Origin of the sequence: Chloracidobacterium sp. N (assembly GCF_018304765.1) — a bacterium.
Taxonomy (GTDB): domain Bacteria; phylum Acidobacteriota; class Blastocatellia; order Chloracidobacteriales; family Chloracidobacteriaceae; genus Chloracidobacterium; species Chloracidobacterium aggregatum.
Window position 1 is genome coordinate 478,730 of record NZ_CP072642.1, and the last position, 21,784, is coordinate 500,513.

Annotated in this window: 19 protein-coding genes; 13 read left to right on the forward strand and 6 right to left on the reverse strand. The window is 63.6% G+C overall.

From position 1 onward, the window contains the following. Positions 1 to 79: 79 nt before the first annotated feature. Complete coding sequence (gene purD, locus J8C05_RS02035; protein WP_211422559.1) at positions 80 to 1,363, forward strand: phosphoribosylamine--glycine ligase; 1,284 nt, start codon at positions 80 to 82, stop codon at positions 1,361 to 1,363. Positions 1,364 to 1,384: 21 nt separating this feature from the next. Here purD and J8C05_RS02040 read toward each other — a convergent pair whose 3' ends face one another. Beyond that, positions 1,385 to 2,389 (reverse strand): alpha/beta hydrolase, encoded by a 1,005-nt coding sequence (locus tag J8C05_RS02040; protein WP_211422560.1) that lies wholly within the window; start codon positions 2,387 to 2,389, stop codon positions 1,385 to 1,387. A 262-nt stretch (positions 2,390 to 2,651) separates the two neighbouring features. Here J8C05_RS02040 and J8C05_RS02045 point away from each other — a divergent pair, with 262 nt between their 5' ends. The 11 genes from J8C05_RS02045 to J8C05_RS02095 all read left to right on the forward strand — a co-directional run bounded on the left by J8C05_RS02045 (position 2,652) and on the right by J8C05_RS02095 (position 14,474). Next, positions 2,652 to 3,869, forward strand: a complete 1,218-nt coding sequence (locus J8C05_RS02045; RefSeq protein ID WP_211422561.1) for a type II secretion system F family protein — start codon at positions 2,652 to 2,654, stop codon at positions 3,867 to 3,869. Between the two features lie 61 nt (positions 3,870 to 3,930). Next, entirely contained in the window at positions 3,931 to 5,532 is a 1,602-nt protein-coding gene (locus J8C05_RS02050) for a GspE/PulE family protein (RefSeq protein WP_058868343.1), read from the forward strand. Between the two features lie 16 nt (positions 5,533 to 5,548). Next, positions 5,549 to 8,275: a secretin N-terminal domain-containing protein gene (locus tag J8C05_RS02055; protein ID WP_211422562.1), complete on the forward strand. Its 2,727-nt coding sequence runs from the start codon at positions 5,549 to 5,551 to the stop codon at positions 8,273 to 8,275. A 23-nt stretch (positions 8,276 to 8,298) separates the two neighbouring features. Next, entirely contained in the window at positions 8,299 to 8,889 is a 591-nt protein-coding gene (locus J8C05_RS02060; protein WP_246840724.1) for a type II secretion system protein, read from the forward strand. Positions 8,890 to 8,896: 7 nt separating this feature from the next. Beyond that, positions 8,897 to 9,355 (forward strand): type II secretion system protein, encoded by a 459-nt coding sequence (locus J8C05_RS02065; protein ID WP_211423176.1) that lies wholly within the window; start codon positions 8,897 to 8,899, stop codon positions 9,353 to 9,355. A 74-nt stretch (positions 9,356 to 9,429) separates the two neighbouring features. Next, a complete protein-coding gene (locus J8C05_RS02070) occupies positions 9,430 to 10,368 on the forward strand; it encodes a type IV pilus biogenesis protein PilM (protein ID WP_211422563.1) in 939 nt (312 codons plus the stop codon). A 27-nt stretch (positions 10,369 to 10,395) separates the two neighbouring features. Next, complete coding sequence (locus tag J8C05_RS02075) at positions 10,396 to 11,682, forward strand: M20/M25/M40 family metallo-hydrolase (RefSeq protein WP_211422564.1); 1,287 nt, start codon at positions 10,396 to 10,398, stop codon at positions 11,680 to 11,682. A gap of 1 nt (position 11,683) precedes the next feature. After that, complete coding sequence (locus J8C05_RS02080; protein WP_211422565.1) at positions 11,684 to 12,166, forward strand: EVE domain-containing protein; 483 nt, start codon at positions 11,684 to 11,686, stop codon at positions 12,164 to 12,166. Positions 12,167 to 12,274: 108 nt separating this feature from the next. Then, on the forward strand, positions 12,275 to 12,652 hold the full coding sequence (locus J8C05_RS02085) for a hypothetical protein (protein ID WP_211422566.1): 378 nt from the start codon (positions 12,275 to 12,277) through the stop codon (positions 12,650 to 12,652). A gap of 11 nt (positions 12,653 to 12,663) precedes the next feature. Beyond that, positions 12,664 to 13,182: a signal peptidase II gene (gene lspA, locus J8C05_RS02090; protein ID WP_211422567.1), complete on the forward strand. Its 519-nt coding sequence runs from the start codon at positions 12,664 to 12,666 to the stop codon at positions 13,180 to 13,182. Between the two features lie 8 nt (positions 13,183 to 13,190). Then, positions 13,191 to 14,474, forward strand: a complete 1,284-nt coding sequence (locus J8C05_RS02095; protein WP_246840726.1) for a BaiN/RdsA family NAD(P)/FAD-dependent oxidoreductase — start codon at positions 13,191 to 13,193, stop codon at positions 14,472 to 14,474. Between the two features lie 5 nt (positions 14,475 to 14,479). Here the strand turns inward: J8C05_RS02095 and obgE are convergent, their stop codons facing one another. From obgE to rplU, 3 genes are all read right to left on the reverse strand, one after another. Beyond that, positions 14,480 to 15,472, reverse strand: a complete 993-nt coding sequence (obgE, locus tag J8C05_RS02100; RefSeq protein ID WP_211422568.1) for a GTPase ObgE — start codon at positions 15,470 to 15,472, stop codon at positions 14,480 to 14,482. Between the two features lie 141 nt (positions 15,473 to 15,613). Then, entirely contained in the window at positions 15,614 to 15,904 is a 291-nt protein-coding gene (rpmA, locus tag J8C05_RS02105; RefSeq protein WP_058868088.1) for a 50S ribosomal protein L27, read from the reverse strand. 40 nt (positions 15,905 to 15,944) lie between these two features. Beyond that, a complete protein-coding gene (gene rplU / locus J8C05_RS02110) occupies positions 15,945 to 16,262 on the reverse strand; it encodes a 50S ribosomal protein L21 (RefSeq protein ID WP_211422569.1) in 318 nt (105 codons plus the stop codon). Positions 16,263 to 16,541: 279 nt separating this feature from the next. On the opposite strand from rplU, the gene J8C05_RS02115 reads away from it, so the two are divergent. Next, positions 16,542 to 19,976 (forward strand): PA domain-containing protein, encoded by a 3,435-nt coding sequence (locus J8C05_RS02115; protein ID WP_211422570.1) that lies wholly within the window; start codon positions 16,542 to 16,544, stop codon positions 19,974 to 19,976. Between the two features lie 82 nt (positions 19,977 to 20,058). Here the strand turns inward: J8C05_RS02115 and J8C05_RS02120 are convergent, their stop codons facing one another. Both J8C05_RS02120 and J8C05_RS02125 read right to left on the reverse strand, forming a co-directional pair. Further along, positions 20,059 to 20,820 carry a hypothetical protein gene (locus tag J8C05_RS02120; protein ID WP_211422571.1) on the reverse strand — a complete coding sequence of 254 codons (762 nt, stop codon included), beginning with the start codon at positions 20,818 to 20,820 and terminating at the stop codon, positions 20,059 to 20,061. Positions 20,821 to 21,027: 207 nt separating this feature from the next. Then, positions 21,028 to 21,624 (reverse strand): hypothetical protein, encoded by a 597-nt coding sequence (locus tag J8C05_RS02125; RefSeq protein ID WP_211422572.1) that lies wholly within the window; start codon positions 21,622 to 21,624, stop codon positions 21,028 to 21,030. Positions 21,625 to 21,784 lie beyond the last annotated feature (160 nt).

Genomic DNA, 21,784 nt, shown 5'->3' on the forward strand with positions numbered 1-21,784 from the left:
CAGCCAAGGCCGGCAGATGGAATTTCGACGCCAGCCCGACCGCTCATGGTGAAAGCTATCGCTTCGTGACGAGACGTGTATGAAAGTTCTGGTGCTTGGCGGCGGCGGACGTGAATCCGCCATGGTGTGGAAAATCCTCCAGGCGGCGCGGGTGGAGAAAGTCTATTGCGTGCCGGGCAATGCCGGCATCGCCCGCATGGCTGAATGTCTTGACCTCGACCTGAAGAAGCCGGACAAGCTGGCCGCGGTGGCCAAAGACCTGGGTATTCATCTGACCGTCTGCGGGCCGGAACAGCCGTTGGTGATGGGCGTCGCCGATGCCTTCACGCGCCTGGGACTGCGGTTCGTCGGCCCGTCGCGCGCCGCCGCCTGCCTGGAAGGAAGCAAGGTCTTTGCCAAGGAATTCATGTCCCGCCACCATATCCCGACGGCCACTTTTGCCGTCTGCGAGACGGTGGAAGAGGCCGAGGACATTTTCGACTCCAACCTGCTCGACGGTTTTCCGGTGGTTGTCAAGGCGGATGGCCTGGCGGCCGGCAAGGGCGTTTTCATCGTGCCTGACCGGGAGCAGGCGCTGGAGGTCATCCGGGGGCTGCTTATCGAGCGCAGGCTGGGCGAGGCCGGACGGCGCATCGTTCTCGAAGAATGCCTGTCCGGGGTGGAAACGTCTTTCCTCGTGTTTACAGATGGCAAAGCCATGCTGCCCCTCGTGCCGGCGCGCGATTACAAGCGCCTCGGCGACGGCGACACCGGCCCCAACACCGGCGGGATGGGCGCTTATTCCAGCCCGGATATGCTGGAGCCGGGACTGCAACGGAAAATCCTGCGCCACATCGTGCAGCCCACCCTGACCGGGCTACAGTCGGAGGGCACGACCTTCAAGGGGGTGCTCTACGTCGGGCTGATGCTGACCGAACAGGGGCCCAAAGTGCTGGAATACAACGTGCGGTTGGGCGACCCGGAAGCCCAGGTCATCCTGCCGCGTCTGAAGACCCCGTTCATTGACGTGCTGACCGCCATTGCCGATGGCACCCTCGAAGGCCTCGAACTCAACTGGTCCGATGAATCGGCAGTCTGTGTCGTGTTGGCTGCGGACGGCTACCCGGAAGCGCCGGTTTGCGGGCATCCGATCACAGGTCTCGAAAAAGCTGAACTCCACCCCGGCGTGCTGCTCTTTCATGCCGGAACCAAACGCGATGAAGCGGGGCAGCTCATCACCAGCGGTGGACGGGTGATTGGCGTCACGGCCCTTGGCGACACGCTGGCGCAGGCCCGGCAGCGCGCCTACGCTGCCGCCGCCGAGATTGAGTTTGCCGGCAAGCAGTACCGGAAGGACATTGCCAGCCCCCTGCCAACACCCTGAAACGCCTGCCTGGGGGTGAAACTAGCGCCCCAGGTGGCGGCGGAAGAAGTCCGGCAGCCGCACCTGGTGTTCCTCCATGGCGGCGCGGTAGCACCGGGCATGCGTGGCTCCCTCCACAAGCCACAGGTCTTTTTCCCGGGCGTTGACCAGCGCCTCGAAAATGGCCTGCGAGTGATGGGGGCGCACGAAGTCGTCGGCCAGACCGTGCACAAGCTGCACCGGGCAGGTAATCCTGCCGGCCACGGCCAGCGGATTGACATCCGAGATCGAAAAGTTGCCCCGGTAGTTGGCGATGAGTTCAGCCACCCAGGTGGTGGGGGCTATTGCCGTGGAGGGCATGTGCAGCACGTCGGCGACATACTCGCGTGAAATTTTTTGCAGCGATGAAAACGGGCTTTCGGCCCAGACAGCGGCAATGCGCGGGTCCCGCGCCGCCGTCTGAAGGGCAATGGCAGCGCCCATGGAAATTCCAACCAGACCGAAGTGCTGGTCCCGCAGGCGGAACTTTTTGGAAATGTGGTCAAGCGCCGCGCTGACATCGCGTACCTCGTGGTAGCCGTAGGTGACAAAGCGCCCGCCGCTGTACCCGTGGGCGCGGCCGTCGAACAAAAACACGTTGAACCCGGCGTCGTAGAGGATGACGCCAAACCGGATGAGGCTCGTCCGGTTGCCGGTCACGCCGTGCAGACCGACCACCGTGGGCCGCCACCAGCCACGGTCCAGAAACCAGCCGGTGAGTTTCGTGCCGTCGTAGGAGGTAAACTGCGTTTCGCGGTAGGGAATGCGCCGTGCCCAGAGGTAATCGCGCAGCCGCATGCTCTCCAGGTGGCGGCGGCGCTTGGGGCGCGGGGAAACCAGCAGTACGGAAAGCGGAATGGCAATGGCCACCGAGGCAGCGACATAGCCGGCCGTGACTCCGGCCGCGACGAGTCCAAGCCGCTTCAGCCAGCGTCCCCAGGAAGAGGTGTCCTCACGCGGGGTGGCTGTGGGCTGGGTGGTGGTGGTGACGGGATGCGGTGACGCCATCGGTGACAGTCGTCAGGGCCCGTGAAGGTTGCCATCGGGGCCCGGAAAGAAATGGGAGCCGGGCCGCGTACGGCCTGACCTGTATTGTGGCGGCCGGGTGGGGCAGAAAACAAGCCGTCGGCTGCGGGCGTCCGGCCGGGGCGTCCGGGCCGGACAGGCACTGGTGTCCGCCCGCACGAAAACTTCGGAACTTTCTTTCCGGGGGGCGTGCTATACTGGCAAGCCTGACCTGATTGGATGTTGTTGCTGACGGTTGGAAAGCATGCCTGAGTTTACCTGCCGCCTGGGGACTCCCAGCGGTGACATTGTGACCCGGATCGTTGAAGCCAACGGGATTGAAGAGCTGCGAGCCCGCCTGCAAAACGAGGGGTTTCGCATTTTCGCCATCGAGCGTCCGGTACGGCAGGCGCTGTCCCGGTCCCTGTTCGGTGGCGTCAAGGTCAAATCCCAGGAATTTCTTCTTTACAACCAGCAGTTGGCCACGCTGCTCCGCGCCGGGCTGCCGCTGCTTCAGGTGCTGAACATTCTGATTCGCCGTCAGCCGCCGGGCGCCTTTCGCACGGTGCTGGAAGATGTCGAGCGGCGCATTACCCGTGGTGCCCTGCTTTCGGAGGCGTACGGTGAGCATCCCGACGTGTTTCCCCGTCTGCTGACGGCTTCGGTGCTTGCCGGGGAGCGCTCCGGGGAACTGGATGCGGTGCTGGAGCGGTACGTGACGTATGCCAAGGCGACCGCCGAAGTACGGCGCAAGCTCATCAAGACGCTGACCTACCCGGCCGTCCTCACCGTGGCTTCCGTGGCTCTGGTGGCCCTGCTGACCACCTATGTCATTCCCAAGTTTGCCACGTTGTATGAGTCGTCCCAGAGCCAGTTGCCGCTGGTGACGGTCTATGTTGTGGCGGTGTCGAAGGCCGTTGAGAGCAACATGTCGTGGGCCGGGCCGTTGCTTCTGGCCGCATTGCTGGGCTTCTTTATCTGGCGGCGCACGACCCACGGGCGCGACGTGCTGGATGGTCTGCTGCTCAGGTTGCCCATTGTCGGCGACATCATCCGGCAGTCCACGACCGTCCGGTTCTGCCGCAGCGCCGCCACCCTGCTCAACGGCGGGCTGCCGCTTCTGGAATCGCTCGACATTGCTTCCGAAGTGATTGGCAACCGGCGCATTGCCAGGACGATGCCCGATGTCGTGCGCGGGATTCAGGAAGGGAAGACCCTCGTCGAGGTGCTGGAACGGGCGGCCTGGCTCCCCCCTCTGGCCACGGACATGATTGGTGTGGGCGAACAATCCGGCGCGCTCGTGACGATGCTCGATGAGGTGGCCCAGTTTTATGAAGCCGAACTCGATGTGAAAATTGCTTCGCTCACGGCGCTCGTCGAGCCGGTGGTGCTGACCTTTATGGGCACCATTGTGCTCATCGTCGTCATGGCGCTTTACTTACCCATCCTGAGTTTTGCAACGGGAGGTGCGGCGGCGCGCTGACGGCACATCGCCGACGCCTGAACGGTTTATGTCTTTGGATTCCACCCCTGATCTGCCCTCGATGCTTCCCTCGGCCGAGGAAGCCGACCGTGAACTGGCGGCGGCGCGCGAACTGGCGCGGCGCTACCGGCTCGAATTCGTGGATTTGACCACGGCCGAACTGGATTACGACCTCATCCACAGCCATCCGGTGGATTTGATGACCCGGTACAAGTTCGTTCCCCTGCGCCAGGAGAACGGACGGCTGCTGGCGGCCATGGCCGATCCGACCAACCTCGATGCGCTGGATGAGTTGTCAGCCCAGTTGAAGGTACGCATCAAACCGGCCGTCGCCACGCGGTCGGCCATCGAGACCGCCCTGCGCCGGGGGGATTCCGCCCAGCGCGTCCTGCAGGACGCCACGGAGTCGTTCCGCATCAAGCTCGTCAAGGAAACCGACCAGGGCGAGCAGGACCTCGATCTCGACCGCCTGGCGGATGAAACCGCCCCCGTCATCAAGCTCGTGGACACCATCGTGCTGACGGCGCTCGAACGGCGGGTTTCCGACATCCACATCGAGGCCCACGAGTCGGAAGTCCACGTCAAGTACCGCATTGACGGGGCGCTCTATCCGGCGATGAATCCGATTGATGCGAGTTATCACCAGATGCTCGTCTCGCGCATCAAGGTCATGTCGGAACTCGACATTGCCGAGCGCCGGACACCCCAGGACGGACGCTTCCGGGTGCGCGTCAAGGGGCGGACGATTGACTTTCGCGTCTCCATCATCCCGGCTGCCTTTGGTGAAAACTGTGTCATCCGTATTCTGGACAAGGAACAGATCAACGAAGCCTTCCGCGAACTGACGCTCAATGTCGTGGGGTTTGACCCGCATGATCTGGCGCGCTTCCGGCGGTTCATCAAGGAACCCTACGGCATGGTGCTCGTCACCGGGCCGACGGGTTCCGGGAAGACGACGACCCTCTACGCCGCGCTCAACGAAATTGCCAATCCCGAAGACAAGATCATCACCATCGAGGACCCGGTCGAGTACCAACTGCGCGGCATCATGCAGATTCCGGTCAACGAGAAGAAGGGACTCACCTTTGCCCGTGGTTTGCGCGCCATCCTGCGGCACGACCCGGACAAGGTCATGGTTGGCGAAATCCGTGACACCGAAACCGCCCAGATTGCCATCAACGCCGCGCTGACCGGCCACCTGGTTTTCACCACGGTTCACGCCAACAATGTCATTGACGTTATTGGCCGATTCGTCAACATGGGCGTCGAGGTCTATAACTTCGTCAGCTCCCTCAACTGTGTTCTGGCGCAGCGTCTGGTACGGCAGCTCTGCCCCCATTGCAAGCGGCAGTACCAGCCGACGGACCGGGAACTCGAAGAAGCGGGCCTCAATCCAAGCAAGTTTCGGGATCAGGTTTTTTACGAAGCGGTGGGCTGCCCGGAATGCAACGGGACAGGCTACCGGGGACGTACGGCTATTCACGAAATGCTGGACTTGACCGATCGCATCCGGGAACTCATCCTCGACCGGCGCCCCGGCTCGGAGATTCGCCGCGCTGCGCGGGAGGAAGGTTTGGGTTCGCTGCGTGAATCGGCCCTGAAAAAGGTGTTTGCCGGAATTTCGACGTTGCGCGAAATCAACCGCGTGACGTTCGTCGAATGAGATTGGTATTCACTCGATGTTTTTGTTTCGCGCCGACTGGGGTGTGCTTATGTTTCAACCACGGCTGACGTTTCGTTTCGCATCCGACTGGCGTCGGATGATGGCACTGGGACTGGCAACGGCGTTGGTCATCGTCACGCTGTCACCGGCCGTCTGGGCCGGCAATGGCCGGAAGTATTTCAAGGAAGGTCTCAAGTACGAGGCCGTCAAGCAGTGGGACAAAGCCGCTGAGCTCTTTGCCCAGGCGCTCCAGGAAGACCCACGCAATGTCGAGTATCAGCTTCACCTGCAACGGGCCCTGTTCAACGCCTCGATGTTGTGCGCCACCCGTGCCCGGCAGATGGAAGAGCAGGGGGATTACGAAGGTGCTTATCACGCCTACCGGGAAGCCTACCGCTACGACCAGACCAACGAAGTCGCCCTCGCCAAGATGAAGGAAATGCTGAAGAAGCAGGGCATCGAGGCGACCTCGCAGGGCGAACCTTCACCCTACCAGCGCACGGCGGCCGAAGCCAATGAAGCCGAAGTGCGCAAAGCCGCCGAAACGGCGGCCCGCCAGCGCTATGTGGGACGCTGGCAGGGCTTCATCAACCAGCCGATTGAAACCATCATCCGCACCCTGTGCGACAAAATGCGCCTCAACGTCGTATTTGAAAGCACGACCCTCCAGCAACTGGCCAACACGCGCTTTACGCTCGACATCAAGCAGGACATGACGGCCGGCAAGGCGCTGGAACTCGTCCTCGATGCCAATGGCTTTCAATACTTTCGGGTGGACACCCGGACGATTCTCATCGTCAAGCGGGGGCTGGGACAGTTCCCCAACGGCGGCTCGCTGGCGCAGAAGTACGAAGATTCACTCGTCAAGCCGTTCTACATCAAAAATGCCAAGCTCGATGACATCAAGCAGATGCTGACGCTGCTCGGCCCGGCTATGGCGCAGCAGGTGGTGAGCGTTCCGCAATCGAACATGCTGCTGGTTCGCTCATCGGGCGAGAACCTGAAAATCATCGAGCGGATGATCAACACCGTGGACCGCCCCCAGGCGGAAGTCGTCATGGATGTCAACATCTATGAAGTGACTCACCAGGAAGCCCTTCAGTTGGGGAACCAGTTCGCCACGACACCGCCGGCGATCACGACGCCCGACGGCGGCACCACCCTGACCCTGACGCCGCCCAGCGCCACCAACCTGGGCGGCATTGGACAGGGGCCGCTGCTGCGTCCCGCCTCACCGGCCGGAATCTTCTCCAATACGCTGGGCTTCGGGCTGGGACTGCCGCCTTCGACCATCACCGCGCTGCAAAGTCGCGGGCTGGGGCGGCTGATCTCACAGATTCAGGTGCGCGCTTTCGAGGACAAGGAAGGCAAGGTCAACATCGGCCAGTCCATCCCGATTCAAATCGGCAATCCCTTCCCAACCGGCCCGGGCAACGGACAGCCACCGGGACAAATCTTCTTCCCCGGCTTCAACCAGGTGCAGTACCGTGATGTCGGTTTGAACATTGCGGTCAAACCGCACATTACCGACGACATCGTGCAGATGGACATCTCCATCGAAACCTCTACGGCTCCGCCCAACACCGGGCCGCAGAATCTCACCCCGACGATTTCCCAGCGGAAGGTCAGTGGTGTGGCGCGGGTCCGGGACGGCTACACGGCTTTGGCCGCGAGTGTCATGCGCGAGGACGACACCGACAGCCGGACGGGGCTGCCCGTCATCAGCTTTATTCCGGTCATCGGGCGGCTGTTTTCCACACCGTCACGGAACAAGCAGGCCACCCACATTGTCATCACGATCACGCCACACATCGTACGCGGCGGCGCGGTTACGGAAGAAGAACTCAAAACCGCCTTCGGGCCGCTCGATGTCTCCGTTGGCGTTGGCGGTCTGAGCTACGGCCGGTTTCTCACCATTGATGAGATCGTGGCCGATGCTGACCGCGAGGAAATGCGCGAAGCCAACCAGCTCCGGGAAACACCGGTCACGGTGCAACCAACGGACAAGCCCGTGGGCACCCCGGCGGCCGCGCCGCCGGTAAGCGGCAGTGGTGAAAACGGACGCTTCACCATCACCACGGCGAGTACGACGGCACCACCTCCGACTGTGCCGGCCGCGCCGGTGGTGACGGCCCCCAGTCCGATGACGGCCACGAGTGGCGGAAGCCTTGGGGCCACCATCCAGCCCTTGCCCGTAACCGAGCCATCGGCGGCCGGGGGCGTGGCGCCCAACGGCACGGCAACCAATCCGGCCTTCAATCCAAACGATCCAAACACCCAGACGCCAACCCGGCCGAATCCGGGACCCACCACGCCGGTGCGCGCCATGCTGATGGTGTCCCCAAGCCTGCGCCCGATGGTGGGGCAGGTGGTTTCCGTGGCGGTCATTCTCAACAGCGACGGCACGAACATTTCCGCGGCATCGGTCTTTTTGCACTACAACCAGACCGTCTTCAAACTGGTCGGGATCCGGGATGGCGGGTTGCTGGCGCCCGGCAGCTTCCAGACCGGAGACAACGGCGGGCAGGCTTTTGCCACGGCGCTGGTTTCATCGGGCGTCAACACGGGCCGCCCGGCCATGGGGCCGGTGGCCATTTTTGACTTCCAGGTGATTGCGCCGGGCAATGCCGATGTCCGCCTCGATGTGCTTGACTTGCGCGGCCTGACCAACGAACTCATCCCGGCCATTCCCAGCCCGGCGCCACCGGTCATTGCTGGCGGTACGCCGAACGGCAAGCAGTGAGATGTCGTCAGGAAGGTGAAACCGTGAAGAACGGATGGTCTCTCCACATCAAAGACGGGCAGCGGCCGGGACGCCCCGGCACCAACCCGATGGCTGCTGGCCGGCCGGCTCCGTCCGGGGTATGGCGCTGGATGGGAAGCGTCCGCGCGGCACAGCGTGGCTCATCCCTGCTGGAGATGATCATCACCCTGGCGATTCTGGCCATCCTGACCAGCGCCGCCCTGCCCCTGGCGCGCACGGCCGCCCGAAGCCGGCAGGAAACCGAACTACGGCGGGCCCTGCGTGAAATCCGCTTCGCCATTGACCGCTACAAGGAGTTCAATGACCAGACCGGGGGGCAACGCATTCCGGCCGAGTTGCGTACGCCAAGTGGCTACCCCAAAAACCTGGAAGTGCTCTCCGAGGGGTTCGTCCCGGTCGGCAACGTGGATGGCAGGAAAATCTTTTTTCTGCGGCGGCTTCCGATTGATCCGATGACGGGCAAGGCCGACTGGCAAATCCGTAGCTCACAGGATGACCCGGATTCATCACTTTCCATGGGGGACGATGTGTTTGATGTCCGGTCACGTTCGACGGCTACGGCCCTGGATGGAACACGCTATGACGAATGGTGATGTGGAAATGGCAAGTGGAAGGAAGGAAACTGGTTTGAAAGGGAACCACAGAGGGTGGGCTCCGGGACACCGGAGGAAAGCAGGGCGCGACCGGGGGTTCACCCTGCTGGAACTGGTCATCGTCATGACCATCATGTCCATCCTGCTGACGGTGAGCATTCCCATCTACCGCAGTCTTCTGTTGCGGGCGCGGGAGACGGTTCTGCGTGAAAATCTTTTCAAGCTGCGCGATGCCATCAACCGCTACACCTACGACAAAAACCGCGCGCCGCAAACCCTGAGCGATCTCGAAAGTGCCAAGTATCTGCGCGAAATCCCGATGGACCCCATCACTCAGAGCCGTGATACCTGGGTGGTGCGGATGGAAGATGAGCCGGTCGTGCCCTCGGCGCCACGGGGCATTGTGGATGTCTTCAGCGGCGCAGAAGGCATCGGCACGGATGGTGTTCCCTACAACGAGTGGTGAGCGGGGACGTCTGTCGGGCGTGCGCGTGCCGGGTGGCGCTTCCATTGGCGATCCCAACATCCCTGGAATGAACCATGAGTTTCTTTGAACGCTTCTGGCGGCGGCTTGTGCTTCCGGCCCCTTCGCGCGCCATGTGTGCGCTGACCGCCGAGGGGGTGGTCATGTTTGACCGGCGAACCCGGCAGTCACACTTCCAGCCCTGGGTGGACCAGGCTTTCCAACCGGCGTTTGACACGGAAAACGTCCGCCATGCCAAGGCGTTTGCCTCCACGCTGGTTCAGGGAGCGCATGCGCTGGGGGTGGCTGGAGAGCGCCGGTGGTCAGTGCTGCTGCCGGGAGCCACCGCCCGCGCCTATGTCGTGACCATCGAGGCGACCGTCCCCCCGCAGGATGTGCCGGATGTCCTGGTGTGGAAAGCCGAGCGGTTGACCGGGCTGCCGCAGGAAGACATCTGGATGACCACCGCCGAGCTGGGCCCGGGCATGACCGCAAACGGCGCCGCCGGGAGGCGGTTTTTGCTGGCTGCCATGAGCCGGCGCGTGGCACTGGCCCTGCACGCTGACCTGGAACCGTTGAACTGGCAACCCGGTCTGTTGCTGCCCCGGCTCGTCGGGGAGTCCCTGTGGTTGCAGCACGCGGCGGCGCAGCTTGACCAGATGCTCATCAGTGTCGAGGGCGACACTCTGGCCGTCATGCTGCTTCAGCGGGGTGTCCCGCTGGCCATCCGCACGTTGCCGCTGGCCGGCGAGCTGCCGGCCGAGCAGTTGCTCCGGGTGCTGCTCTTCTTTCGTGAACACGCTGTCGAGTCCGGGCTTGGCTCGGCCGAACAGGAAATCCGGTTTGAGGTTTTGCCGGTCAACGTCCCGCTCGAAATCGCTGAAATCAGTCAGTGCATCCGGGAGACCTTTGGTGAGCTGCCGCGAGTCATCGCGCCACAGCAACTTGGGTTTGATTCTTCAGCAGAGTTTTCCCGGCTGGCCGGCGTCACCGGGCTGGCTCTGGCCACGGCTTGAGGTTGTTGTGGTCTGTGGAGGTGTGCTGTGTCTGTGACGCTTGCCGGGGACACACCGGAAACCGTCGTCGAGGCGCTGTCCGGGACGCCGCTGATGCGGCGCCTGACGGCGTATCTGACAACGACTGCCGATGCCATCACCCGCGAGCATCTGGCCGTCACGGAAATTCCCGCGCCCCCTTTTCACGAAGCGGCCCGGGCGGCCTTTGTTGCCGACCGCCTGCGCGACAGCGGACTGTCTTCCGTCTGGCAGGATGCCGAAGGCAACGTCTATGGCTGGCTGCCGGGGACGGAAAAGACGCTGGCCCGCGCGCCCATCGTGCTTGCCGCCCATCTTGACACGGTGTTTCCGCCCGGAACGGATGTGAACGTCCGGGTGCAGGGAACGCGCCTCTGCGCGCCGGGCATTGCCGACAATGCCTGTGGTGTAGCCGGACTGCTTGCTCTGGCGCGCGCCTTTGTCACCCAGTCCGTCCAGTTCTCCGGCCCGGTGTGTTTCGTGGGAACCGTCGGGGAGGAAGGCAGTGGCAATCTGCGCGGCGCGCGCGCCGTCGTGGAGCAGTTTCCCCACATGCGGAGTTTCATCGCCCTGGACGGGCCCGGACTGGAGCACATCACCTGCCGCGCCATTGGCTCACGGCGTTTCTGTGTGACCTTTCACGGCCCGGGTGGTCACTCCTGGGCTGACTTTGGCACGGTGAATCCGGTTCACGCGCTGGGTGAGTTCATCAGCCGGGTGCGGCGTTTGCCCCTTCGCCGGGGCGCAACCTGTACGGTGGCTATTGCCAGCGGCGGCAGTGCCATCAATGCCATTCCGGCAATGGCCCAGGGGGAAGTGGACTGCCGGGCGCACCGGATGGCCGACCTGGATGCACTCGAACACGCGCTCCAGTTGGCGGCCGTCGAAGCCCAGCAGGCCGAAATACAGCATGCAACCCGGCAGCGTCGCCTGTCGGTGGCCGTGCAGCGTCTGGGCGAGCGTCCGGCGGGAGAGACACCTTCCACCTCGCCGCTGGTGCAGTGCGCCATCGCTGCCACCCGTGCCTGTGGCCGGCGTCCGGTGCTGGAGAGCGGCTCGACGGATGCCAATGTGCCTATGGCTCTGGGAATTCCGGCGATTGCCATTGGTGTTGGCGGTGAGTATGGCGGTTGCCATACCTTGGAGGAATGGTATGACCCGGTTGGGCGTCCGCAGGCGTTGGTGCGGGCCGCTCTGCTGGTGTTGGCCCTGGATCAGTTGGTGGCAGCATCGCCGGAGGTCGCCCGGCCGCTGGCGGCATCACACGCTGTTTCGTCCCTGCCCGAGCCCGAATGATATGTCACGTTACTGGCTGCTCAAATCGGAACCGGGTGTCTTTTCGATTGACGACCTGCAGGCTGCGCCCAACCAGACGACAAGCTGGGAAGGGGTACGCAACTACCAGGCCCGGAACTTCCTGCGCGATGTGATGCAGGTTGGCGACCGGGCTTTTTTCTACCACAGCAACGCCACCCCGCCGGGGATTGCCGGCATTGTCGAAATCGTACGGGCCGGGTATCCCGACCACACGGCTTTCGACCCGGCGAGCCGTTACTACGATCCGAAAAGCGACCCGGCGCAGCCCACGTGGTTTATGGTGGATGTCCGCCTGGTGCAAAAATTTCCGCGCATCATCGCCCTCGATGAACTCAAACGCACCCCCGGTCTGGAGAACATGCTCGTCATTCAGCGCGGGATGCGGCTCTCCGTGCAGCCGGTGACAGAAGCCGAATGGCGCATCGTGCTTACCTTGGCCGGTGAGGCCGACCGGCCGGCGTGAGGTGGGCCGGGCTGTTCAGCCCCTGCCAATCCGGCCTTGTCGCCCGGATGTCGGCTTTCCATAATCCGCCCTGACCGGAAACCTGTCACTGAAGGAGCCTGATCTGCTGTGCCTGTCGTTGAATCTGCTGCCGGCTGCCGTTTTGGCGGCGAACATGCCCAAGCCCTCGAACAGCTTTACAAACTCGTGGAACGTCTGTGGAAGGAACACCGGACTTCACCCACCCGCGCCGGAGATGAACTGGTCTATGCGTTCGGGAATCTCGACTGCGTGGTGATTGTCAACCAGGATGTGCTCGGCGCCCTGGTCGAAGTCAAGACCAAGCTGGGCAATGTGGACTGTCAAGCCAACGACAAGGGGGAAATCGTCGCCACACTCAACACCGACCCCAAAGAAGGCGGCCGGGAGGATGGTGATGTCGCCAAAATTCTGAGCTTCGCGGTGCGGGCGCTGGATGACTACTACTACAAGCGCCGCGTGGCGTGACGCCCGTCGCCGTGGGCACTTCTGACGCGGGCCGTCGGGAGCCGTCCTGCCGCCACTTTCTTGTTGCCGGCGGACTGGTGGTTCTCGACCAGGCCAGCAAGCTGTGGGTGTACTGGGCGCTGCGTCCGACGGATACCATCATCCGCGTCATACCCGGATGTTTCCAACTGCGCTACGCCGAAAACCCCGGTATTGCGTTCAGCCTGCTGGACAGCGGCACGCCGGCCATGCGGCTGACACTGCTCGTGGTGGCCATCTGTGCGGCCGTGGGCGTCGGGCTGTACCTCTGGTGGACGCCGGCCGACCGCCGGCTGCTGCGCTGGACGCTGACCTGCCTGCTGGGCGGCATTCTGGGCAATGCCATTGACCGCGTCGTGCACGGCGCGGTCATTGATTTTCTCGATTTCCACTGGGGAGCGTGGCACTTTCCCACCTTCAACCTGGCGGATAGCTGCATCACCGTCGGGGCCGTCATGCTGGCGCTGGACACCTTTGGCGAACTGTGGCGGCCGTCCCGGACGGAGACCTGACCGGACCCATGCCAACCGGCCCCATGCCAACCTGCGATGCCGACATCGTTATCGTCGGTGCGGGCGCGGCCGGATTGATGGCCGGCATCTGGGCGGGCCGGACGGCCGGGCCGCAGGCGCGCATCGTGGCGCTGGATGGTGCGCCGCGCCTGGGGGCAAAAATTCTCGTCTCCGGCGGCGGGCGCTGCAACGTGACGCACGAACAGGTGACCGCCGATGATTTCGCCGGTTCCGGGCCGACCTTCATTCACCCTGTGCTGCGGCAGTTTGACGTACCTGCCACGGTTGCGTTCTTCAATGAACTCGGCGTGCCGCTCAAGCGGGAAGCCACCGGCAAGCTCTTTCCCGTCACCGACCGCGCGCGGACGGTCCTCGATGCCCTGCTCACGGCAGCCACAGCGGCCGGGGTTGTGTGTCGTCATCCCTGCCGGGTTGAAGTCGTACAGCCGACCGCACATGGCTTTCTGGTTGGCGGCCCCTGGGGGACAGTGACGGCCCGGCAGGTCATTCTCGCCACGGGCGGCAGGAGCCTGCCCAAGTCGGGTTCGGATGGCTCCGGCTATCACCTGGCAACGGCACTGGGACACACCATCACGCCGACGTTTCCGGCGCTCGTCCCGCTGCTGCTTCCGCCAAACCATCCGCTGTGTGACCGGCGTGGCATCAGTACGCCGGCCGCCATGTCCGTCAGGGTTGGAAGCCGGACGCTGGCGGCCGTTACCGGGGCGCTGCTGTGTACGCATTTCGGATTGTCTGGCCCGGCGACGCTCGACATCAGTCGGCACTGGCTGGCGGCACGGCAGAAAGGGCTGGCGGCACAGCTTGTCATCAACTGGTTGCCGGAACTGCCGCCGGGCCGGTTTGAGCAGCAGTTGCTGTCGCTGGGGCGGACAACCGTCCTGCGGTTTTTGGGCGAGCATCTGCCAGAGCGTCTGGCGCAGCTTCTGCTCGAACTGGCTGCGGTTCCCCTCGCCCGTACCGGAGCGCAACTGACCCGTACCGAACGGCAGGCGCTGGTCACCACCGTGCTGCGGTGGGTGGCGCCGGTCACTGGTGATCGTGGATTTACCTGTGCGGAAACAACCGCCGGCGGCGTGCCGCTCCGGGAACTCGATGTCAGCCGCATGGCCTCGCGGCGCTGTCCGGGGCTGTACTGTTGCGGGGAAATCTGCGACGTGGACGGCCGCATCGGGGGCTTCAACTTTCAGTGGGCCTGGTCAAGCGGCTACGTGGCCGGCGTTGCGGCAGCCCGCGCCCTTCGCATGGCGTCGGACAGCTTGCGCCAGGCTTAGGAAAGTCAGGAAAAAAGCCGGCGCGCCACCTGCTGAATGAGTGGCGGGATGCCTTCGCCGGTCACGGCCGAGACCGGAAAGCAGGGCACGCCAAGCTGCTGGCAGTGCCGTTCGAGCGCGGCCGTCCGGGCTGGATCAGCAATGTCCTGTTTGGTGGCGACGACCAGGCGCGGCCGGGCGGCGAGTTCCGGGTCATAGTGCGCCAGCTCGTTTTCGATGGCGTCGTAGGCCGTTACCGGGTCATGGGCTGCCATCGCCGACACATCCACAAGGTGCAGCAGCAGCCGCGTCCGCTCGATGTGCCGGAGAAATTGCAGGCCGAGGCCGCGCCCCTCGTGGGCTCCTTCGATGATGCCGGGAATATCGGCAATGACGAAGCTCCGGTAGTTTTCCAGGCCAACGACGCCCAGGTTGGGAACGAGTGTCGTGAACGGATAGTCGGCAATTTTCGGCCGCGCCGCTGAAACGGCCGCAATGAAGGTGGACTTGCCGGCGTTGGGATAGCCCACCAGTCCCACGTCGGCCAGCAGTTTGAGTTCGAGCCGCAGGGTACGGCGTTCACCCGGTTGTCCCGGTTCGTGTCGCCGTGGGGCGCGGTTGACCGAGCTGGCAAAGCGGGCATTGCCGCGTCCGCCGCGTCCGCCCCGGGCCACGGCCACCATCTGACCGTCCGTGGTCAAATCGGCCAGGCATTCTCCGGTATCGGCGTCATACACCAGCGTGCCCACCGGGACATCCACGATGCAGTCAGCGCCGTTCCGCCCATGACGGTTGCTGCCTTCGCCGTGGCCGCCGCGTTCGGCGGCGTAACGCGGGTTGTAGCGGAAGGCGAGCAGCGTGTTGGTGTGGTGGCTGGCCCGCAGATAGACCGTGCCGCCATCGCCGCCATCGCCACCGGAAGGGCCGCCGCGTGGCACGAACTTTTCACGGCGAAAAGCCATACAGCCGTTGCCGCCGTTGCCGCCAGCGACATCAATGATGGCTTCATCAATGAACATGGGACAAAACACAAAGCCCAAGGCCGGTCCGGGACCTTGGGCTTCCGGTTGGGGCTTTTTGCCAGTTGGGGCTTTTTGCCGGGGGCTGCCGCTGGCACGCCAAAGCGCCAGCGCCAGACATCACCCCATTCAGGACCCCACTCAGGCTGTCGCCGTGTCAGCCGTGGCGGACGGCGTTTCCAGCGGGATGACCTCGATGTAGCGCCCAAGCTGTCCACGGTCGCGGAAACGCAGGTGTCCGGCCGTCAGCGCAAAGAGCGTGTGGTCACGCCCCAGACCAACATTGCGCCCCGGCTTGAAGCGGGTGCCGCGCTGCCGAACCAGAATTTCACCGGCCTTGACGAACTGATTGCCAAAACGCTTGACGCCAAGGCGCTTCGCATGTGAGTCGCGCCCGTTGCGGGAACTTCCAACGCCTTTTTTATGAGCCATGGCTGGTATGACCTCGTAGATGAAATGGGATCGGAACCAACTACGCGGCGGCTTCGATCTTCTGCACCAGCAGCGCCGTAAAGTTCTGGCGATGCCCGCGTTTGCGCCGGTACTGCTTCCGACGTTTGAACTTGAAAACAATGACTTTCCGGGCGCGTCCATGCCCGATGACCGAAGCCGTGACACTGGCGCCGGTCAGGTGTGGCGCCCCGACCCTGAATTCCGAACCGGTGTGCAGCGCAAGCACATCGAGTTGCACCGTCTGTCCTGGCTCGGCTTTCAGGCTTGGCACCTGAATGACATCACCTTCGGCAACCCGAAACTGTTTTCCACCCGTGGCAATAATGGCATAAGACATGGCGTATCTCCTGCTTCCCCGTGACAATCTTTCTGCATGACAATTGCCGGCCGACGCACGATAGGCGGCATTTAAGGGCAAAGCCGGAAGTCTAGTGATCGGTGGGTGAACCTGTCAAGTTTCCGGCTTGCCATGTCAACGCTGCGACCGTCTGCGGTGCAAAGACCTCCGGCCATTGCGAAGGTCTTGTTGGGTTGGGCCGGGATTGCTTATGCTGCGGCCCACCCCATTGCCCATACATGGTCATTGCCATTCAAAGTCCAACCTTCAGAGAGACTTGTGTACTGGAAGCCGCATCGTTCGTCCTTTGCTTCGCGGGTCGGCGTCTTTGTCCTCATGGGACTGGTTGCCGTCTCCGGTCTGCCGTCAGCGTTCCTGTCTGACACGAAATGGGGAAGTCCGGTTGCCGCCAAAGCGAACCAGGACCCGCTCCGGGAGACCCTTGATTTCGTTGCCCAGGCTACGCGCCGGGAGACACAGGGACTTCCCTGCCGCCAGCTCAAAAACGGTGCCCTGATGATGGAACTTGGCGACGGCTTCCAGCACGTCGCCCTGGCGCGTACCGAAGCCGACGGTCGGATTTCCGTGCGCTGTGTGGGCAGCGTCACCGAAGCGGAAGCCTTCCTGCGTGGCGGCGATGAAGCTGCTGGCGGGCAGGATGATCAGCACACTGGCCAGAACGACCACCCTGCCGGGCGTGACCTCGTGCTGCCGCCGCTCCGTAAGCCGGCTGGCGTGGTGACGAGTCTGGCAACCCGGTCTGAAGTCCGCATCGAGAACCCACAGGGTTCGACCATCATCATTCGGAACGTGAATGAACCTGGCGTCGGCTTCAACGATCCGACGCCCGCCACTCCGGTCGGCGGCAACCCGGGGACGACCCTTGGCCAGCAGCGCCTGAACGTCTTTCAGCGCGCGGCTGAAATCTGGGGCGCGACGCTGCGCAGCAACGTGCCGATTGTTATCGAAGGAAGATTTACCTCGCTGGGCAGCGGGGTGCTTGGCTCGGCTGGAACGACATTCATCTTCCGTGGCTTCCCGAATGCGCCGTTTGGGGATACGTGGTACCACTACGCCCTGGCCAACGCGCTGGCCGGGGAGGACCTGTCGGCGCAGAACCCGCCGCGTGCGCAAATCAACACCAACTTCAGCACGAACTTCAACTTTTACCTCGGACTGGACAACAACGCGCCGCCTGACCAGTCCGATCTGCTCAGCGTCGCGCTGCACGAATTCGCCCACGGTCTGGGCTTCAGCACCTTTGTCAACGGCGCCAACGGCCGCAATGCCGGCGCGGACGATACCAACCCGGACGGCGGCTTCACCGATTGCTATGCCCGCTTCCTCCGGGATGAAAACCTCAACCTCAACTGGAACCAGATGACGGCCGCACAGCGGCAGGCATCAGCCATCAACACCGGAAACCTGACCTGGACCGGCCCCACGACCCAGAGTGCCCTGTCCGTTGCTCTGGAGCCATCGGCGGTGCTGCGCGTTGAACGCACACCGCCGGTGTTCATTGCCGTCAACCAGGCCACGTTCGGCGGCCCCATCACCTTGGGCGGATTGACGCGCCCACTCGTGGCGGCCCAGCCGCCGCTGGCCTGTGGGCCGCTGTCGAATCCGGGCACGGTCAACACCAACTTTGCCCTGGTGGACCGGGGCGAGTGTCCCTTCATAGATAAAGCCGCCAATGTCCAGCAGGCCGGGGCGCAGGGGCTGATCATTGCCAACAACACGACGGGCGGCTTCATCCCGGGTGGAACCGCCCCGAACATCACCATTCCGGTCGTCGGGATTTCGCAGGCGGATGGCACGACCCTGCGCAACTTCCTGTCCAGTGGAAGTGTCACCGCCACGCTGCTCCTGGACTCCACCCTCCTTGCCGGAACGACCAACGGACGGATTCGCATGTTTGCTCCCAATCCGCGGCAGGCGGGTTCGTCGGTATCGCACTGGGACAACACGGTACGCCCACGGCTGCTGATGGAGCCGGCCATTACGCCGCGCCTGCCGCGTACCCAGGACCTGACGCTCAACCTCTTCCGCGACCTGGGTTGGACGGTCAACCCCATCTTTTCCACATCGGGACTCCAGGTGCCGTCTGACGGTGCAACGCCACAAGTTGCCATCAATGCCGTCGGGCCGTGGAGCGTGGCCGGGCTGCCCGCCTGGGTCACGGGCTTCCCGGCGGCCGGCAACCTGTTGACCAATATCAATTTCCAGGTCGCGCCGAATCCCGGTTCACAACGCACGGCGACGCTGACCCTCAATCCCGGCGGGAATACGCTGACGATTGTGCAGAACGGCGCTGCCGATATTGCGCCAGGTTTTACCAGTCCCAACAACGTGACGTTCACTCTGGGGCAGGCGTCGAGTTTCCTCATCACCGCGAACGGCAGCCCGGCTCCCACCATCACCCTCGTGAGTGGAAACCTGCCGGCCGGAGTGCGGTTTATCAGCGGTGTCGGCGTCGCCACACTGGTCGGGACACCGGGAGCAGGCACGTCGGGCAACTACACCCTCGTGGTTCAGGCTGCCAACAGTCTGGGGGCTGTCACCCAAAACCTGACCCTGACTGTGGGCCAGGGGGTGTGTGCGTTTACGGTTGCGCCAACGGTCCTCAACGTGGGCGGGGAAGCGATTGACAATGTAACGCTGACGGTGTTGACAGGCACAAGCTGTGCATGGGAGGCGCGGGTGCGCAGCACCGATGCCCCGTGGATCAAGCTCATTTCAGCGCAGCTCGTCAGCGGACAGGTCGTGACGCCGCGCATGGTGGATGAGCTCGGGCAGGAAGCCCGGCGGCTGGTGATTTCCGGCATCGGCAACGCTACGTTGACCATTGGTGTCGGGCGCAATCCACGCTCCACGCCACGCACCGGAACGTTTGTGGTGGCCGGGCAGGTGGTGACGGTGACGCAGGCTGGCAGCAGTGGCGGGGGCGCGCCGCTGGGCGCGACGATGGCAATGTTCCGGCCGTCAAACGGGTACATGTACCTCAAGAACCGGCTGATTTCGGACTTTGCCGACCAGGATTTCTTCTACGGGACGGCCGGGGATGTGCCGATTGCCGGAGATTGGGACGGCGACGGCATTGACACGCCGGGGATTTACCGGAACGTGGGTGGGGCGATGACCTTTTTCCTCATCAACAACAACACGGGCGGATTTGCGGACGTGTCGTTTGCGTTTGGGCAGCCGGGGGACATTCCGATTGCCGGCGACTGGGACGGCAACGGGACGGTGACGTGCGGGGTGTACCGTCCGGGGAATCAGACGTTCTTCCTGCGGAATACAAATGCGGCCGGGAATCCCGACCTGACGGTGGTGATCACGGGGGCGCAGGCGACGGACCGGCCGGTGGCCGGGCGCTGGACGCTCGGAAGCCCGGCGACAGGGGTGGGATTGTACCGGCCGGGTAACGGGCAGTTTCTGCTGAAGAACGTGAACGTAAGCGGCCCGGCGGATGCCAGCTTCGTGGTGACGACGACGGGGACGCTGGTGGCACCGGTGGCCGGGGACTGGACGCGGCAGGGATTTGCGGCGGTGGGCGTGGTGGTGAACGTCGGGGGAACGATTCAGTTCCAGTTGCGGACGGCAAATACGGCCGGGGCGCCGGAGCTACGTGTGAACTACGGTGCGCCGGGGGACGTGCCGCTCATCGGCAACTGGGATGGGCAACCCAAACTGCCGCCGGTCTCCGTGCCGTAGTCGGGAAACCGAAGCCAAAAATGGAGGCGGGGTACACACGGTGTACCCCGCCTTTTTGCCTGCTGGGAGATGTCAGTTCAGGTTAGGGTTTGCGGCCAAAAGGAAGGCTCGCCGGTCCCGGTCCGGGCATCGAAATGGGCTGGCTGGAAGGGGCGCTGTTCGCTGGCGAAGGCGAAGATGGCGATGGCATGTCAAAGTCGAAGTCACTGCCTGAGCCTGATACGCCGCGGAGGTCGTATTGGGCTTCTATGTATTCACGAAGCCTTCTCAGGTCTTCCGCTGATGGTGGGGGTGTTCCCGGCTGCGGTTTCTGGCCGAATACCAGGTCCGGTCTGACCGTGAGCGGCTGTCCCAAATGGAAAGGCTCCGTTGACAGTGACTGTGTTGACGGCGACGGCGTTGCCTGCGGCGTGTTGGCTGGCACAGGCACCATCACCGGTATCATCACGGGCTGATATTGGGTCGCGGTGTTCGTACCACTTGAAACCTCCGGCTGGCCCGGCGCGGTGGATGCACTTGGTGGCGGGGCATAGGCCGCTCCGGCCGGAGCCACGGCAGCCGGTCTGGGCTTTGGCGTTGCGTAGGGCAGCGGCGGGGCGGGTTGTCCTTCGCGTGCGGCCCGCCGGACGAGTTCCTGATAACGCCTGGCGTCTTCCATACCCTGCAAGACACCAATCGGCAGGTCGGCGGGGTTGTTGTCGGTGGTCTGGGGGGCAGGGGAAGCGCCGCGGGTGGAAGCTTTCTGACGTACCTGTGGCTTTGGGTTCTGGGCCAGCGCGGTGTCAAGTGCAAGGGCAACGAGGAGACCAAACGCCAGGCCGGCGGTCGTGTACTTCGGGTTCATGGCGGTCCTTCCTTTCATCTCAGCCTTTGTCTCGGGGATTTATCCAATCAGGTGTGGGAGCGACTACTCAACTCAGGTGTGGGAGCGACTACTCAACGGTACGCGCCGGGCGTTTCGGCGATGTTTCAAGGTTTGTTTCAGGTCCTGAAAATGGAGTCCGCCCCGCCCGCCGGGTGGCTTTGGTTGTGTTGGTTTGGATGGTGCCGGCTATTGCGGTGGGCTGGGCTTGGTTGTCTTTCTGACTTGCGGCCAGGTGCGGATGATGGTTTTTCCTCCGGCCGGTGGCGCCGGTGGTGCTGGCGTAGCATTTTGCGCGCCGTTCCCACTTTGACTTTCAGGCGGTTGCGTCATCATCTGCTGTTCCACCGGTGGGGTGGTGGGTGGCGGTGGGGTTTCCTCTTCAGGCGGTGGCGCCGGCTGGGAAACCGTTTGGGGCGGTGTGGGTGGTGGTGTGGCGGGCGTTTCCGGGTTGGTTTCTTCCGGTGGCGGCCACGGAAGTCCCTTCCGGCGGGCCTCGGCTTCTGCCCGGCGACGCGCAGCTTCCTCACGCCGGTATTGCTCCTGAAGCCGCCTGGCTTCAGCCAGATTGTCCTGCACGCCCAGCGGAAGGTCAGCCGGGTTGGTTACAGGAGATGTGTTTTCCTCAGTCGTTGGTTTGGCTTTGACGCGCTTTTTGGCGGCTTTGGGCGTCGCCGGTTTGGGAGAAGTGGCCCCTTCCTGTGCCGGCACAAGCAGGGGTGAACAAACGAGGCAGGCAATGAACAGACTGCCGGTCCAGAAATGTTGGCGGTACGGTACAGACATAAAAGCCGGGACTCCTTCCATCAGGCCGGGCGGATACCCTTCCGGGCCGGCAGGGCATCCGCCCGGCCGGACTGGTATCGTGCGGAAGGTCGTTCGGCTTCGTCAAGTGGTGCAGGGATGCTGCCTTTTTCAGGGGCTTCAGGAAGCGCCACGTCCCACC